The sequence below is a fragment of the Bacillus sp. PS95 genome, assembly GCF_037963565.1.
Classification (GTDB): Bacteria; Bacillota; Bacilli; order Bacillales; family Bacillaceae; genus Bacillus; species Bacillus subtilis.
In genome coordinates this window covers 3,581,981-3,597,227 of record NZ_CP150160.1, presented here as the reverse complement: position 1 = coordinate 3,597,227, position 15,247 = coordinate 3,581,981, and the positions used below count along the sequence as shown (strand labels likewise).

The window sequence follows — 15,247 nt, the reverse complement described above, 5'->3', positions numbered from 1 at the left end:
AGGAGAAAAAAGATGGGAGAACTGGCTAATTGTCCGAAATGCAATGCTTTATTTTTAAAAACAAAGCTGCAAACCGTATGTCAGGCGTGTATTAAGGAAGAAGAAAAATCATTTGAGACTGTCTATAAATTTTTAAGAAAACAGGAAAACCGGCAATCAACTTTGAGCCGGATAACTGAGGAAACAGGTGTGGAAGAAGAGCTGATATTGAAATTCATCAGACAGAAGCGAATTCAGATCACTCATCTTCCTAATTTGGCATACCCTTGTGAAAGGTGCGGGACATCGATTAGAGAAGGCAAGTTCTGCAAGGATTGCCAGTCCGATATTAAGGATCAAATGGATCATTTGAACCACGAGGATGCTCTGAAAATCGAGAAAGAAAATAGTAAAAAAGACACATACTATGCCTATAATACCAAAAACAGCTGATTCCCTAAACTAACTGAAAACGCAGTCGATAAAAGGGTTAAGATTGTTTAAAGACTGCAACGGAAAGCGAGAGGAATCCTATGAAAATCAATCAATTTGGAACACAATCCGTTAATCCATATCAAAAAAATTATGATAAGCAAGCGGTGCAAAAAACTGCTGCACAGCCTCAAGATAAAATTGAAATTTCATCACAGGCTAAAGAAATGCAACATGCATCCGACGCAGTCGCTGGTTCACGACAGGAAAAAATTGCGCAGCTTAAAGCGCAAATTGAAAACGGGTCATACAAAGTAGACGCAAATCATATCGCGAAAAATATGATTAATTTTTATAAAAAGCAATAAAAAAGGAGAAAGCCCATGTCAGCGAAGGCAATTATTGAACAATTGAAGCGACTTTGCGTTCTGCATGAGCACCTGCTCACGCTGTCTGAAGAAAAGACGGAAGCGCTCAAAGCCGGCAAAACAAAAGAGCTTTCTAACATTTTGACAAAAGAGCAAAAATATATTCAAGCGATCACGCAGACAGAAGATGACCGGATCAAAACAACTTCGGCCTTTCTCGGACATAGCGAAAATAATACTATTTCCGCATGTATCGCCAAAACCTCAGGCAGTGAAAAGGAAGAGCTGGAACAACTATACGAATCTCTTTCTCAAGTTCTCGGACGTCTGAAAAAAGTAAATGAGATGAATAGGCAGCTGACAAGAGACGCGCTGCAATTCATCTCTATTTCGTACGATATGCTGGTTCCTAAGGAAAATAACTTCAATTACAGCAAATCAATTAAAGCTGAGCTGCCGAAAAGCAGCCAAATGAAACTGTTTGATTCAAAAGCTTAGCAGAAAGGAATTCAGAAAATGACATCTACCTTTATGGGGCTTGAAACTGCAAGGCGGGCGTTAAGCGCTCAGCAGGCAGCTTTAAGCACTACTGCAAATAACGTGGCAAATGCCAATACTGATGGTTATACAAGACAGCGGGTCTCATTGGAGGCAACTGACTATTTCCCTGCTGTATCCAAAAACGCAGAAAAAACAGCGGGACAAATGGGTACGGGCGTTCAAGGAAAATCAGTTGAGAGAATAAGAGATATCTTTCTTGACTACCAATACCGTCTTCAAAACAACAGTGCCGGATACTATGACACGAAGGCCAAAGCGCTGTCCCAAATGGAAGGCGTTTTAAATGAAACGGATGACAGCGGCTTGAACAGTGTGCTCAATTCGTTTTGGAACTCCCTGCAGGAATTATCGAATAATACAAATGAAGAAAGTGCACGTTCTGTTGTTGCTCGAAAAGGACAAGCTGTAGCTGAAACGTTTAATTATATTTCTGAATCACTTACAAATGTCCAATCGAATTTAAAAGCAGAGCTAAATACAACTGTGTTGGATGTCAATTCTCTGCTTTCTCAATTAAACAGTTTAAATAAGCAAATTGCACAAGTAGAGCCGGTCGGGCTTCTTCCGAATGGCTTATATGATCAGCGAGATTTGCTGATCGATAAATTATCCTCAATGGTTGATATCAAAGTCAGCTACAACAAATCAGGCGGGAATGCACTTGCATCTGCTGAAGGAACTGTATCAATTGAAATCCTTGATAAAAATAAACAGTCGCTGGGAACTGTTTTGGACGGTAAAAATTACGAGGTTTCAGAACTTGCAGCCAACTATGATAATGAAACTGGGTTAGTATCAAGTATTTCAATCGGGGATACAGCTGTACAGGCGGAGTCCTTTAGCAGCAAGGGATCCCTTTTAGGATTTATAGAGTCTTATGGGTATATAACAGCAGATGGCCAAGAAAAGGGCGTATACCCGGAAATGCTTTCTGATCTTGACAATATGGCGCTTGAATTCGCGAAAGCTTTCAATGAAGTGCACAGAAATGGTGTGACCAAGAGCGGTGAACAAGGCGGAGACTTTTTTGATTTTACTGGCGGTGAAACTGAACCTGCCAAGGGCGCGGCGGGCAAGATCAAAGTAGCTGACAGCATAATAGATTCAAAAGGCGCAAACATTGCTTTCTCACTGACTGGCGCAGCCAACGATAACGCAAATGCTACAAAATTAGCAAATGTTTTAACCGGTAAAATAACCATTAACGGTAAAGAAACTAGTGTTTTAGATTATTATGCGGGTCTGATTGGCGAGCTAGGGATCGAAGCTCAAGAGGCTAATCGACTGGCGTCTAATACAGAAACACAGCTGAATGATGCTGACATAAACCGTCAGCAAATGAGCGCAGTTTCTTTAGACGAAGAAATGACGAATATGATTCAATTCCAACACGCATACAATGCAGCTGCAAGAATGGTGACTTTACAAGACGAATTGCTTGATAAAGTGATCAACGGCATGGGTGTTGGAGGAAGGTAGGTAGAGTCACATGAGAGTAACACAAGGCATGATACAGCAAAACTCACTGAGATATATCGGTTCGAGCTACTCGAAGCTGGATAAACTCCAGTCGCAGATTTCTTCAGGGAAAAAAATCTCAAAAGCTTCCGACGATCCTGTAGTAGCAATGAAAAGCTTAAAGTATAATACGCAACTGTCTCAAGTGCAGCAGTACAAAAGCAATGCTTCTCAAGCCTTTACCTGGCTCGAAAACACAGAAACAAACATTACAGAAGGAATTGACATCTTGTCAAAGGTCAGAGAATTAGCGGTTGAAGCTCAAAATGATACAAACGGCGAGTCGGAGCGGCAAGCGATTGGCGTAGAGGTAAAGCAGTTAAAGGAACAGCTTTTAAATATTGCGAATACACAAGTGAACGGCAGATATATCTTTAATGGCACAAATTCAGATAAGCCTCCGGTTACAGATAACGGAGACGGAACTTATACAATTTCTGATACAGCTGATGTCGTAGTCAATATATCAAATAATATGTCATTGAAAGTGAATTCAGATCCAAAGTCAGCTTTTGGAGGCACTTCTGAAAGCGGGCAGAATGTATTTGAAATGCTTGATTCTTTTGAGAAAGCACTAAATTCTGGTTCGCTAGATGGCATGGACAGTGTTTTAGATGATATTGATCATTTTTCTGACGGCATGAGTGCTGAACGATCTGATCTTGGAGCGAGATATAATCGTCTTGAATTGGTTAATACAAGACTGTCAGCGCAAGAAGAAACAGCTACCAAAGTGTTATCAGACAATGAAGATGTAGAACTGGAAGAAGTAATAACTGAATTTATTGCGCAGCAAAGTGTGCACAGGGCTACTCTGGCCGTTAATGCGCAAATTGTTCAGCCTACATTAATTGACTTTTTAAAGTAAGCGGCTCTCAGGAGTTCGCTTTTTTTATAGTTCAGGAGGTAGAGTGATGCAGATTCCCAGATTGATTATGCATAGTGTTCAAGGAAAAATTGGTTTAACAACGACGCCTGCCAGCTTAAAAATGGAGCAGCCTCAAGCTGATCTAGAGATCGAACAGCCGAGTGCGGAAATGGAAATATCGGTGACACCTGGAAAACTCACGATTGACCAGACACAAGCATGGGAAGAATTAGACAGAAAGCATGTTTTCAAGAGAATTGAAGAAGCCGCACAACAAGGGCATGAGGATGTAATGGAGGGAATAGCGCGTACTGCAGAAGAAGGCGACGAGCTTATGAGGATTGAAAATAAGGGGAACCCAATCGCTTCACAAGCAAGGAGGAACTCTGAAATGCACCAAATTCAATTAGGCGAAAATTATGCTCCTTCTCTATCTAGGGTGAAAATACAATATACTCCGTCACAGCTTGATGTTCAGATTACGCCGCGAAAGCCTGTTATTCAGGCTGAGCCGCATAAGCCAATTGTTGAATATACGCCAGGAAATGTTAAGGTTGACATGCTCCAATACCCTGATTTAAATATAGATGTAGAATACCCGAAAGAATCACCCGAAAAGTAAAAAGAAAAGGATCGTGAACAATGATCATTCATACGAAGTACCATGGCCAAATGAACATAAAAGAAGAACAAATCATTCTTTTTGAAAGCGGGATTCCAGGCTTTTTAGAAGAAAAACAATTTGTCATACTTCCGCTTTCAGAAGACTCTCCATTCGTGGCACTGCAGTCCGTCACTTCAGAAAATCTTGCGTTTATCGTCGTAAGTCCGTTTATCTTTTTTAAGAATTATGAATTTGATCTTGATGAATCAACTGCTGAACTTTTGGATATCGATAATATTCAAGACGTAGAAGTCATGACAATATTGACTATGGCAGAGCCATTTGAAAAGTCTACTGCGAATTTATTGGCTCCCATTATTGTGAATCGCAAGAACATGATGGCTAAGCAAGTCGTTTTACACGACTCCTCATATACGACAAAGCATCCGATTGGAGGAGAATCATGCTAGTTTTATCGCGGAAAATAAGCGAAGCGATTCAAATAGGTGCTGATATTGAAGTAAAAGTGATTGCGGTTGAGGGGGATCAAGTGAAGCTTGGAATTGACGCCCCAAAGCATATTGATATTCACAGGAAAGAAATTTATTTGACCATTCAGGAAGAAAATAACCGTGCAGCAGCGTTATCCAGCGATGTGATCTCCGCATTATCCTCACAAAAAAAGTGAGGATTTTTTTATTTTTGTATTAACAAAATCAGAGACAATCCGATATTAATGATGTAGCCGGGAGAGGGCAAAAATGGCTCCGCCGATTACAAAATTGAGGCACAAGGACGTGCCTAAACAACATATTCAGGGAGGATATAAAAATGAGAATTAACCACAATATTGCAGCGCTTAACACACTGAACCGTTTGTCTTCAAACAACGGTGCAGCACAAAAGAATATGGAGAAACTTTCTTCAGGTCTTCGTATCAACCGTGCGGGAGATGACGCAGCAGGTCTTGCGATCTCTGAAAAAATGAGAGGACAAATCAGAGGTCTTGATATGGCTTCTAAAAACTCTCAAGACGGAATCTCTCTTATCCAAACAGCTGAGGGTGCATTGACTGAAACTCATGCCATCCTTCAACGTATGCGTGAACTTACTGTTCAAGCTGGTAACACAGGTACACAGCAACCTGAAGATTTAACTGCAATTAAAGATGAAATGGATGCTTTAACTGAAGAGATCGATGGTATCTCTCAACGTACTGAATTTAACGGAAAAAAACTTTTAGACGGTAGTGTAACAGCAGGATTTACATTCCAAATTGGTGCAAATGCTACCCAAAATATTAATGTTACAATTGGCAACATGGATGCAACAACTTTAGGAGTAAAAGGGATCGATGTTTCATCAGCTACTTTTAGTTTTGACACTGAGATCGCGAAAATCGATACTGCAATTACTAGCGTTTCAAGCCAACGTTCAAAACTTGGTGCGGTACAAAACCGCTTAGAGCACACAATTAACAACCTTAGTGCTTCTTCTGAAAATTTAACAGCTGCTGAGTCTCGTATCCGTGACGTTGACATGGCGAAAGAAATGAGCGAGTTCACAAAGAACAACATTCTTTCTCAAGCTTCTCAAGCAATGCTTGCTCAAGCGAACCAACAGCCGCAAAACGTGCTTCAATTGTTACGTTAATTTTAGAGAGGACCTTGGCGTTGCCAAGGTCTTTTATTTATATTTCTAACTCCGAATCATTCCACTTGCTGTTATTAAATCATGATATAATAACCGGATTCTCCACTTACTTTTTATAAACGTATTTCCAAACTAAGAAATCTAAAACGGATGAGATTTTTTCCAAAAATATGTGTAATCTTATCTCGATTTAGTCGATATAAACGATAGATTGGGGCATAGGGGATGATCAATTGAACATTGAAAGGCTCACTACGTTACAACCTGTTTGGGATCGTTATGATACTCAAATACATAATCAGAAAGATCATGAGAGTGAGGTTCCTGTTCATCAAGTTTCATATACCGACCTTGCTGAAATGGTAGAGGGAATGAACAAGTTTTTGGAACCTTCGCAAGTTCATCTGAAGTTTGAGCTCCATGAGAAGTTAAATGAATACTATGTAAAAGTAATAGAGGACTCTACAAATGAAGTGATCCGTGAAATTCCGCCAAGGCGGTGGCTAGATTTTTATGCAGCTATGACTGAATTTCTTGGGTTATTTGTAGATGAAAAAAAGTAGATTAGGAGTGGTTTGAAATGGTCACGAGAATAACAGGTCTGGCGTCAGGAATGGATATAGATGATATTGTATCAAAGCTGATGCAGACAGAAAGAGCACCGCTTAATAAGCTAACACAAAAAAAGCAGACTCTTGAATGGCAGCGTGATAGCTATCGTGAAGTAAACTCGAAAATAAAAGAATTCCAAGATTATATGTCTAATAATAAGCTGACATATCCGAGTACGTTTCAGAGTAAAACCGTATCAAGCTCAAACGAATCTGTGTTAACTGCTACAGGAACTGCAAGTGCAGCAAACTCTTCATCTACTATTGAAGTAGCAAGTTTGGCAACTGCTGCGACATATAAGGCAAACAATTATACAGGATACACACAGGGCGATTATAATTTGGCATTTAACGTTGTTGCGCCTGGTGAGACAGCCGCAAAAACAGTGAACATTAGTGTGACGAGCGCTGATACGATTGATAATGTGATTTCTAAACTTAACAGCTCAGATCTAGGAGTATCAGCTTTTAAAGATAAAATTTGGAATGGTACAGAGTATGTGGAAACCATTGCGTTTTCTTCTAAAGCAACAGGTGCAGGAGGCAGTATACAAGCAGCAGACTCTGCTACAGCAGATTTTATGTCTGGCCAGCTAGGTTTTTCTTTGGACACTGATAATAAGATTACTGCTTACAAAGAAGGAACGAATGCAAAAGTCACCATCAACGGCTTTGAAATGGAGAAGCTGTCAAACAACTTCACAGTGAATGGCGTTACTTATTCGATCAAAAATACAACTGCAGCCACAGGCCCTGTTACCACATCTGTATCTACTGATGTTGACGGGATTTACAACCAAATTAAAGAGTTTGTGAATAAATACAATGAACTGGTAGACAGCCTGAATGAAAAGTTGAAAGAAGAAAAATACAGAGACTATGCGCCGCTGACGAGTGAACAAAAAGAAGCCATGTCCGATAAAGAGATAGAACTCTGGGAAGAGAAGGCAAAAAGCGGTTTGCTGAAAAATGATACCAGCATAAGCACTGGTACGAATCAAATGCGGACTGATTTTTATTCTCAAGTTAGTGCGGATGGAAAAACCTATCAATTAACTGAATTTGGCATCACAACGTCTGGTGCTTACCAAATGCGAGGACATCTAGAAATTAATGAAGACAAACTGAAAGCTAAAATACAAGAAGATCCGCAAAGTGTTGCCGCCTTATTTACAAGCGGGTCGAACAGCAGTGCTTATAGTGATAAAGGGATTATGAAACGTATCGGTGACACACTGAAAAGTACGGTGAAAAGCATTGAAGCAAAAGCCGGTAACTCGACAATGGGAACCAATGACTACTCAATCGGTAAAAATTTAAACACGATCAGCACTGATATCACCAAAATGCAGGACCGGTTGACCACAATAGAAAACCGCTATTATACAAAATTCAGTGCAATGGATTCTGCGATTCAAAAAATGAACGAACAATCGTCCTATTTATCACAGCTTCTAGCACAATAAATGTAATTTGGAGGATGACACATGGCGATCCAAAATCCATATACAGCCTATCAGCAAAATTCAGTGAATACGGCTACACCCGGGGAGCTGACGCTTATGCTGTATAATGGCTGTTTGAAATTTATAAGACTTGCCGCTCAGGCCATTGAGAATGATGATATGGAACGTAAAAATGAAAATCTGATTAAAGCGCAAAATATTATTCAGGAATTAAATTTTACACTTAACCGTAACATAGAGCTTTCCGCTTCTATGGGTGCGATGTACGATTATATGTATCGCAGATTGGTACAGGCAAATATCAAAAATGATACGGGCATGCTGGCTGAGGTTGAAGGTTATGTAACAGATTTTCGCGATGCTTGGAAACAAGCCATTCAAAGTGAGCGGAAGGACCGGCACGGATCAGGCGGGATCGCATGAATAATATAGATCAACTATACACTGAGACGAAGAGTATGCTGTCACACATACAAAATACGCCGGAAAGCGATGAACTTTTAAAGCAAATTGAAGACTTTGTGGCTACACGGTCTGAACTGATTCAGGAGATATCTCTGCCGCTTTCAGAAGAAGAGCGAAAGCAGATGAAGCTTGTGCTGACATGGGATCAGCTTATTGTGAAGGAAATGGAACGACTGAAGCAGTCAATCGCAGCAGAACTTCAGCAGATGAAAAGAAAACGTGTGATGCATACGACGTATTTAAATCCTTATAACAACATTACGATTGACGGCACATATTATGACAAGCGTAAATAGGTGAGTGCCTTGAAGAGCATTGAAGATTATACGCTTTTATCAGCTTATTATCATCTTCTTTTTACCATTGAAGAAGGGTTGTGTTATTTGATAGAGGCTGAAGAGAATTTATCAAAAACAGAAGGGGATCGGATCTACCAAGATCTGATCCAAGCCTTTTTTTATTTGGATTCAACACATTCAACACTTCTCTTCATTATGGATTCACGGTGTGCTGAAATTTGTGTGAAAGCATTTGACCAAATTTTTGCGGAGTTTGATCAATTGGTCTCTTTCTCTTTTCCCTCTCATGAGTTCTGTGAGTATTTAAAGGAATATTTTCTGATTCATTATAGAAAATGGATGCTGTCTATTCATCAATGTATGGAACCCTTTTTAATCAATTAGGCGTGTTTGAGGTATTTGTTTCGTTCAATCAGCATATACATATACCTCCGAACCGCCAATAACAGAGCAAATACAAACAAAATTCGACAAAGTTCACTGAATTTTCACAAAAGATTTATGTTTCAGCAGGAATTGTAAAGGGTAAAAGAGAAATAGATACATATCCTTAATAAAAGGGAGGCGTTCTTTGATGAACTATAACATCAGAGGAGAAAATATTGAAGTGACACCCGCGTTAAAGGATCATGTCGAGAGGAAGATCGGCAAGCTGGAGCGCTATTTTGACCATAGCGTGGATGCCGATGTGAACGTCAACTTGAAGTTTTACAATGACAAGGAGTCTAAGGTTGAGGTTACGATTCCGATGACAGATCTGGCGCTTCGGTCCGAGGTGCATAACGAGGATATGTACAACGCAATTGATCTCGCAACAAACAAACTGGAACGTCAAATCCGTAAGCATAAAACGAAAGTAAACCGTAAATTCCGTGAGCAGGGCTCTCCAAAATATTTATTGGCAAACGGTCTTGGCTCTGATACAGATATTGCGGTTCAGGATGACATAGAAGAGGAGGAGAGCTTGGACATTGTCCGTCAGAAACGCTTTAATTTAAAGCCGATGGATAGTGAAGAAGCGATCTTGCAAATGAATATGCTTGGCCATAATTTCTTTGTTTTCACAAATGCGGAAACAAACCTTACAAATGTCGTGTACCGCAGAAATGACGGGAAATATGGCTTAATTGAACCGACTGAATAATGAAGAGAAGCCTTCCGTGATGTCCGCGGAAGGTTTTTGTTTTTCTTATTTGCAAATTCTTTGGAAATAACAAAAGGTATGATATGATAATGAGAGGTATACATGGACTAGTAAATTATTTATACATGCCTTTAAAATAGGCATGTGATGATAGAGGAGCGTTATAAATGCTTGGAATTTTAAATAAAATGTTTGATCCAACAAAACGTACGCTGAATAGATACGAAAAAATTGCTAACGATATTGATGCGATTCGCGGAGACTATGAAAATCTCTCTGACGACGCGTTGAAACATAAAACAATTGAATTTAAAGAGCGCCTTGAAAAAGGGGCGACAACGGATGATCTTCTTGTTGAAGCTTTCGCTGTTGTTCGAGAAGCTTCACGCCGCGTAACAGGCATGTTTCCGTTTAAAGTCCAGCTCATGGGGGGCGTGGCGCTTCATGACGGAAATATCGCGGAAATGAAAACAGGGGAAGGGAAAACATTAACGTCTACTCTGCCTGTTTATTTAAATGCGTTAACAGGTAAAGGCGTACACATCGTGACTGTCAACGAATACTTGGCAAGCCGTGACGCTGAGCAAATGGGGAAAATTTTTGAGTTTCTCGGTTTGACTGTCGGCTTGAATTTAAACTCAATGTCAAAAGACGAAAAACGGGAAGCTTATGCCGCTGATATTACTTACTCCACAAACAATGAGCTTGGCTTCGACTATTTGCGTGACAATATGGTTCTTTATAAAGAGCAGATGGTTCAGCGCCCGCTTCATTTTGCGGTAATTGATGAAGTTGACTCTATTTTAATTGATGAAGCGAGAACACCGCTTATCATTTCTGGACAAGCTGCAAAATCCACTAAGCTGTACGTACAGGCAAATGCTTTTGTCCGTACGTTAAAAGCGGAGAAGGATTACACGTACGATATCAAAACAAAAGCTGTACAGCTTACTGAAGAAGGAATGACGAAGGCGGAAAAAGCGTTCGGCATCGATAACCTCTTTGATGTGAAGCATGTCGCGCTCAACCACCATATCAACCAGGCCTTAAAAGCTCACGTTGCGATGCAAAAGGACGTTGACTATGTAGTGGAAGACGGACAGGTTGTTATTGTTGATTCCTTCACGGGACGTTTGATGAAAGGCCGCCGCTACAGTGAGGGGCTTCACCAAGCGATTGAAGCAAAGGAAGGGCTTGAGATTCAAAACGAAAGCATGACCTTGGCGACGATTACGTTCCAAAACTACTTCCGAATGTACGAAAAACTTGCCGGTATGACGGGTACAGCGAAGACAGAGGAAGAAGAATTCCGCAACATCTACAACATGCAGGTTGTCACGATCCCTACCAACAGGCCTGTTGTCCGTGATGACCGCCCGGATTTAATTTACCGCACGATGGAAGGAAAGTTTAAGGCAGTTGCGGAGGATGTCGCACAGCGTTACATGACGGGACAGCCTGTTCTAGTCGGTACGGTTGCCGTTGAAACATCTGAATTGATTTCTAAGCTGCTTAAAAACAAAGGAATTCCGCATCAAGTGTTAAATGCCAAAAACCATGAACGTGAAGCGCAGATCATTGAAGAGGCCGGCCAAAAAGGCGCAGTTACGATTGCGACTAACATGGCGGGGCGCGGAACGGACATTAAGCTTGGCGAAGGTGTAAAAGAGCTTGGCGGGCTCGCTGTAGTCGGAACAGAACGACATGAATCACGCCGGATTGACAATCAGCTTCGAGGTCGTTCCGGACGTCAGGGAGACCCGGGGATTACTCAATTTTATCTTTCTATGGAAGATGAATTGATGCGCAGATTCGGAGCTGAGCGGACAATGGCGATGCTTGACCGCTTCGGCATGGACGACTCTACTCCAATCCAAAGCAAAATGGTATCTCGCGCGGTTGAATCGTCTCAAAAACGCGTCGAAGGCAATAACTTCGATTCGCGTAAACAGCTTCTGCAATATGATGATGTTCTCCGCCAGCAGCGTGAGGTCATTTATAAGCAGCGCTTTGAAGTCATTGACTCTGAAAACCTGCGTGAAATCGTTGAAAATATGATCAAGTCTTCTCTCGAACGCGCAATTGCAGCCTATACGCCAAGAGAAGAGCTTCCTGAGGAGTGGAAGCTTGACGGTCTAGTTGATCTTATCAACACAACTTATCTTGATGAAGGTGCACTTGAGAAGAGCGATATCTTCGGCAAAGAACCGGATGAAATGCTTGAGCTCATTATGGATCGCATCATCACAAAATATAATGAGAAGGAAGAGCAATTCGGCAAAGAGCAAATGCGCGAATTCGAAAAAGTTATCGTTCTTCGTGCCGTTGATTCTAAATGGATGGATCATATTGATGCGATGGATCAGCTCCGCCAAGGGATTCACCTTCGTGCTTACGCGCAGACGAACCCGCTTCGTGAGTATCAAATGGAAGGTTTTGCGATGTTTGAGCATATGATTGAATCAATTGAGGACGAAGTCGCAAAATTTGTGATGAAAGCTGAGATTGAAAACAATCTGGAGCGTGAAGAGGTTGTACAAGGTCAAACAACAGCTCATCAGCCGCAAGAAGGCGACGATAACAAAAAAGCAAAGAAAGCACCGGTTCGCAAAGTGGTTGATATCGGACGAAATGCCCCATGCCACTGCGGAAGCGGGAAAAAATATAAAAATTGCTGCGGCCGTACTGAATAGTTCGCCCCGGCAAGTTTACTGACCGCGGCGCCTGCAGGCGCCTGCGGATCTTTTAATGAGGTGAATGAAATGGAATTATCAGAAATTAGAGCAGAGCTCGAAAATATGGCTTCTCGTTTAGCGGACTTTAGGGGGTCTCTTTGACCTCGAATCAAAGGAGGCCCGCATTGCTGAGCTAGATGAACAAATGGCTGATCCGGAATTCTGGAATGATCAGCAAAAAGCTCAAACGGTTATAAATGAAGCAAACGGTTTAAAGGATTATGTCAATTCGTATAAAAAATTGAATGAATCCCACGAAGAATTACAAATGACTCATGATCTTTTGAAAGAAGAGCCGGACACTGATCTCCAGCTTGAGCTTGAAAAAGAACTAAAATCATTAACAAAAGAGTTCAATGAGTTTGAGCTTCAGCTTCTTCTCAGCGAGCCGTATGATAAAAATAACGCGATTTTAGAACTGCACCCTGGTGCTGGCGGTACAGAGTCACAGGACTGGGGCTCTATGCTTCTTAGAATGTATACAAGATGGGGAGAGCGCCGCGGCTTTAAAGTAGAAACTCTCGATTACCTTCCAGGTGACGAGGCGGGAATCAAATCAGTGACATTGCTCATCAAAGGACACAACGCTTACGGGTATCTCAAAGCAGAAAAAGGTGTCCATCGTCTTGTGCGGATCTCACCATTTGATTCATCAGGCCGCCGCCACACATCTTTCGTTTCATGTGAAGTCATGCCTGAATTTAACGATGAAATTGATATTGATATTCGTACGGAGGATATTAAAGTTGACACGTACCGTGCAAGCGGCGCGGGCGGACAGCACGTCAATACGACGGATTCAGCCGTTCGGATTACTCACTTGCCGACGAACGTAGTTGTGACATGCCAAACGGAGCGCTCACAAATTAAAAACCGTGAAAGAGCCATGAAAATGCTGAAGGCCAAGCTGTATCAGCGCAGAATTGAAGAGCAGCAGGCAGAGCTGGATGAAATTCGCGGTGAACAAAAAGAAATCGGCTGGGGCAGCCAAATCCGTTCTTATGTATTCCATCCGTATTCCATGGTAAAAGATCATCGGACCAATACAGAAATGGGGAACGTTCAAGCTGTAATGGATGGTGACATTGATACGTTTATTGATGCCTACCTGCGTTCTAAGCTTTCATAAGCTGAAAAACACACCTGATGCATACGGGTGTGTTTTTTTAATTCCTTATATCCTTGATTTCACTGCTGCTTTAGCATATTACCACTGTATTTGGGTGTTATTTACATCTAATCAGGGAAGGATTAAAATGCTATCGGAGAGCATTGGAAGAAACGGAGGATATATGATGGACGTACGGAATAAAACATTGTGGATTTTGCGGGATTATGTATACATATTGATAGGAGCAGCGATTACGGCCGTGTCCTTTAATGTATTTTTGCTTCCGAACAAGATTGCCGCCGGCGGTGTCAGCGGGATCAGTACGATTTTACAATCATATGGTTTTGAAGCAGCGTATGTACAGTGGATTATTAATATCCCTTTATTTATTGCTGGCGTCATTTTGCTCGGTGGGAAATTTGGGCTAAAGACGCTTGCAGGTTCTGTGTTTTTGCCGCTAGTAGTGTTTCTGACAAGGGATATTCAGCCCGCCACTCATCATGAACTCTTGGCGGCGATTTTTGGCGGTGTCGGGATAGGTATCGGAATTGGTATTGTGTACTTAGGGAAAGGATCGACGGGAGGAACAGCCTTGGCTGCACAGATCATTCATAAGTACTCCGGTCTGTCATTGGGGAAGTGTCTCGCCATCATTGACGGAATGATCGTTGTTACGGCTATGATTGTATTTAATATTGAGCAAGGCTTATATGCCATGCTTGGCGTCTATGTGTCCAGCAAAACCATTGATGTTGTGCAAGTCGGCTTTAATCGTTCAAAAATGGCGCTCATCATTACAAAGCAGGAGCAGGCTGTCAAGGAGGCTGTCTTACAGAAGATTGACAGAGGCGTGACAAAAATTTCTGCAGTCGGCGGATATACTGACGATGACCGTCCGATTTTAATGTGCGTGGTTGGGCAAACTGAATTCACCAAATTGAAACAAATCGTCAAACAGATTGATGAGTCAGCTTTTGTGATTGTAGCAGACGCGAGCGAGGTGCTGGGCGAGGGTTTCAAACGCGCTTAAACGAGGTTATAATATGGAAGAGATCGTAAAGGAGTTGTGCTTCTCAACATGAAATCAAAGTTATCGATACTAATGATTGGATTTGCGCTTTCTGTTCTGTTGGCTGCCTGCGGATCAAACGATGCAAAAGAAGAGAAGACAGACACTGGCAGCAAGACGGAAGCCACTGCATCTGAAGGGGAAGAATTATATCAGCAAAGCTGCGTAGGCTGCCACGGCAAGGATTTAGAAGGTGTGTCAGGGCCTAATCTCCAAGAGGTCGGAGGCAAATACGATGAACACAAAATTGAAAGCATTATTAAAAACGGCCGCGGCAATATGCCAAAGGGGCTTGTAGAGGATAACGAAGCCGCTGTTATTGCCAAATGGCTGTCAGAAAAAAAGTAAGATAAAAACATCCTTG

At 41.6% G+C, this 15,247-nt stretch carries 19 protein-coding genes; all 19 read left to right on the top strand.

What is annotated here, in order from left to right; all coding sequences use genetic code 11:
- Positions 1 to 12 precede the first annotated feature (12 nt).
- The 19 genes from NSQ12_RS18750 to cccB all read left to right on the top strand — a co-directional run bounded on the left by NSQ12_RS18750 (position 13) and on the right by cccB (position 15,231).
- The gene (locus NSQ12_RS18750) at positions 13 to 432 is read left to right on the top strand and encodes a TIGR03826 family flagellar region protein (protein ID WP_038429728.1); all 420 of its coding nucleotides are present in this window, start codon (positions 13 to 15) and stop codon (positions 430 to 432) included.
- Between the two features lie 80 nt (positions 433 to 512).
- On the top strand, positions 513 to 779 hold the full coding sequence (flgM, locus tag NSQ12_RS18745; RefSeq protein ID WP_015384783.1) for a flagellar biosynthesis anti-sigma factor FlgM: 267 nt from the start codon (positions 513 to 515) through the stop codon (positions 777 to 779).
- 15 nt (positions 780 to 794) lie between these two features.
- The gene (gene flgN / locus NSQ12_RS18740) at positions 795 to 1,277 is read left to right on the top strand and encodes a flagellar protein FlgN (RefSeq protein WP_339175349.1); all 483 of its coding nucleotides are present in this window, start codon (positions 795 to 797) and stop codon (positions 1,275 to 1,277) included.
- Positions 1,278 to 1,295: 18 nt separating this feature from the next.
- On the top strand, positions 1,296 to 2,819 hold the full coding sequence (flgK, locus tag NSQ12_RS18735) for a flagellar hook-associated protein FlgK (protein WP_003228001.1): 1,524 nt from the start codon (positions 1,296 to 1,298) through the stop codon (positions 2,817 to 2,819).
- A 10-nt stretch (positions 2,820 to 2,829) separates the two neighbouring features.
- A complete protein-coding gene (gene flgL / locus NSQ12_RS18730) occupies positions 2,830 to 3,726 on the top strand; it encodes a flagellar hook-associated protein FlgL (RefSeq protein ID WP_015714797.1) in 897 nt (298 codons plus the stop codon).
- A 46-nt stretch (positions 3,727 to 3,772) separates the two neighbouring features.
- Complete coding sequence (locus tag NSQ12_RS18725) at positions 3,773 to 4,348, top strand: DUF6470 family protein (protein ID WP_015384781.1); 576 nt, start codon at positions 3,773 to 3,775, stop codon at positions 4,346 to 4,348.
- A 20-nt stretch (positions 4,349 to 4,368) separates the two neighbouring features.
- A complete protein-coding gene (gene fliW / locus NSQ12_RS18720; protein WP_003228007.1) occupies positions 4,369 to 4,800 on the top strand; it encodes a flagellar assembly protein FliW in 432 nt (143 codons plus the stop codon).
- Entirely contained in the window at positions 4,794 to 5,018 is a 225-nt protein-coding gene (csrA, locus tag NSQ12_RS18715; protein ID WP_033884178.1) for a carbon storage regulator CsrA, read from the top strand. Before fliW ends, csrA begins: the two co-directional genes overlap by 7 nt.
- A gap of 143 nt (positions 5,019 to 5,161) precedes the next feature.
- Complete coding sequence (gene hag, locus NSQ12_RS18710; RefSeq protein ID WP_029725988.1) at positions 5,162 to 5,983, top strand: flagellin Hag; 822 nt, start codon at positions 5,162 to 5,164, stop codon at positions 5,981 to 5,983.
- Positions 5,984 to 6,216: 233 nt separating this feature from the next.
- Positions 6,217 to 6,546 carry a flagellar protein FlaG gene (gene flaG / locus NSQ12_RS18705; protein ID WP_029318316.1) on the top strand — a complete coding sequence of 110 codons (330 nt, stop codon included), beginning with the start codon at positions 6,217 to 6,219 and terminating at the stop codon, positions 6,544 to 6,546.
- Between the two features lie 17 nt (positions 6,547 to 6,563).
- On the top strand, positions 6,564 to 8,060 hold the full coding sequence (locus NSQ12_RS18700) for a flagellar hook-associated protein 2 (protein ID WP_029318317.1): 1,497 nt from the start codon (positions 6,564 to 6,566) through the stop codon (positions 8,058 to 8,060).
- A gap of 21 nt (positions 8,061 to 8,081) precedes the next feature.
- Positions 8,082 to 8,483 (top strand): flagellar export chaperone FliS, encoded by a 402-nt coding sequence (gene fliS, locus NSQ12_RS18695; RefSeq protein ID WP_003243747.1) that lies wholly within the window; start codon positions 8,082 to 8,084, stop codon positions 8,481 to 8,483.
- The gene (fliT, locus tag NSQ12_RS18690) at positions 8,480 to 8,821 is read left to right on the top strand and encodes a flagella biosynthesis regulatory protein FliT (RefSeq protein ID WP_042975227.1); all 342 of its coding nucleotides are present in this window, start codon (positions 8,480 to 8,482) and stop codon (positions 8,819 to 8,821) included. The genes fliS and fliT overlap by 4 nt, the downstream gene beginning before the upstream one ends.
- Positions 8,822 to 8,830: 9 nt before the next feature.
- Positions 8,831 to 9,208 carry a hypothetical protein gene (locus NSQ12_RS18685; RefSeq protein ID WP_029318318.1) on the top strand — a complete coding sequence of 126 codons (378 nt, stop codon included), beginning with the start codon at positions 8,831 to 8,833 and terminating at the stop codon, positions 9,206 to 9,208.
- A 190-nt stretch (positions 9,209 to 9,398) separates the two neighbouring features.
- Entirely contained in the window at positions 9,399 to 9,968 is a 570-nt protein-coding gene (gene hpf / locus NSQ12_RS18680; RefSeq protein WP_003228031.1) for a ribosome hibernation promotion factor, read from the top strand.
- Positions 9,969 to 10,135: 167 nt separating this feature from the next.
- Positions 10,136 to 12,661, top strand: a complete 2,526-nt coding sequence (secA, locus tag NSQ12_RS18675) for a preprotein translocase subunit SecA (protein ID WP_024571530.1) — start codon at positions 10,136 to 10,138, stop codon at positions 12,659 to 12,661.
- Between the two features lie 69 nt (positions 12,662 to 12,730).
- Positions 12,731 to 13,832 (top strand): peptide chain release factor 2 gene (prfB, locus tag NSQ12_RS18670; RefSeq protein WP_010886623.1). Its coding sequence is split into 2 segments (ribosomal slippage): positions 12,731 to 12,802 and positions 12,804 to 13,832, totalling 1,101 coding nucleotides; the frame shifts between segments, so codons are not numbered across the junction.
- Between the two features lie 166 nt (positions 13,833 to 13,998).
- Positions 13,999 to 14,844 (top strand): YitT family protein, encoded by an 846-nt coding sequence (locus NSQ12_RS18665; RefSeq protein ID WP_003242677.1) that lies wholly within the window; start codon positions 13,999 to 14,001, stop codon positions 14,842 to 14,844.
- A 48-nt stretch (positions 14,845 to 14,892) separates the two neighbouring features.
- A complete protein-coding gene (gene cccB, locus NSQ12_RS18660; RefSeq protein ID WP_014481036.1) occupies positions 14,893 to 15,231 on the top strand; it encodes a cytochrome c551 in 339 nt (112 codons plus the stop codon).
- Positions 15,232 to 15,247 lie beyond the last annotated feature (16 nt).

Coding starts and splice junctions, on each gene's coding strand:
- NSQ12_RS18750 (WP_038429728.1), top strand. CDS start 13: ATGGGAGAACTGGCTAATTGTCCGAAATGCAATGCTTTATTTTTAAAA.
- flgM (WP_015384783.1), top strand. CDS start 513: ATGAAAATCAATCAATTTGGAACACAATCCGTTAATCCATATCAAAAA.
- flgN (WP_339175349.1), top strand. CDS start 795: ATGTCAGCGAAGGCAATTATTGAACAATTGAAGCGACTTTGCGTTCTG.
- flgK (WP_003228001.1), top strand. CDS start 1,296: ATGACATCTACCTTTATGGGGCTTGAAACTGCAAGGCGGGCGTTAAGC.
- flgL (WP_015714797.1), top strand. CDS start 2,830: ATGAGAGTAACACAAGGCATGATACAGCAAAACTCACTGAGATATATC.
- NSQ12_RS18725 (WP_015384781.1), top strand. CDS start 3,773: ATGCAGATTCCCAGATTGATTATGCATAGTGTTCAAGGAAAAATTGGT.
- fliW (WP_003228007.1), top strand. CDS start 4,369: ATGATCATTCATACGAAGTACCATGGCCAAATGAACATAAAAGAAGAA.
- csrA (WP_033884178.1), top strand. CDS start 4,794: ATGCTAGTTTTATCGCGGAAAATAAGCGAAGCGATTCAAATAGGTGCT.
- hag (WP_029725988.1), top strand. CDS start 5,162: ATGAGAATTAACCACAATATTGCAGCGCTTAACACACTGAACCGTTTG.
- NSQ12_RS18700 (WP_029318317.1), top strand. CDS start 6,564: ATGGTCACGAGAATAACAGGTCTGGCGTCAGGAATGGATATAGATGAT.
- fliS (WP_003243747.1), top strand. CDS start 8,082: ATGGCGATCCAAAATCCATATACAGCCTATCAGCAAAATTCAGTGAAT.
- fliT (WP_042975227.1), top strand. CDS start 8,480: ATGAATAATATAGATCAACTATACACTGAGACGAAGAGTATGCTGTCA.
- hpf (WP_003228031.1), top strand. CDS start 9,399: ATGAACTATAACATCAGAGGAGAAAATATTGAAGTGACACCCGCGTTA.
- secA (WP_024571530.1), top strand. CDS start 10,136: ATGCTTGGAATTTTAAATAAAATGTTTGATCCAACAAAACGTACGCTG.
- NSQ12_RS18665 (WP_003242677.1), top strand. CDS start 13,999: ATGGACGTACGGAATAAAACATTGTGGATTTTGCGGGATTATGTATAC.
- cccB (WP_014481036.1), top strand. CDS start 14,893: ATGAAATCAAAGTTATCGATACTAATGATTGGATTTGCGCTTTCTGTT.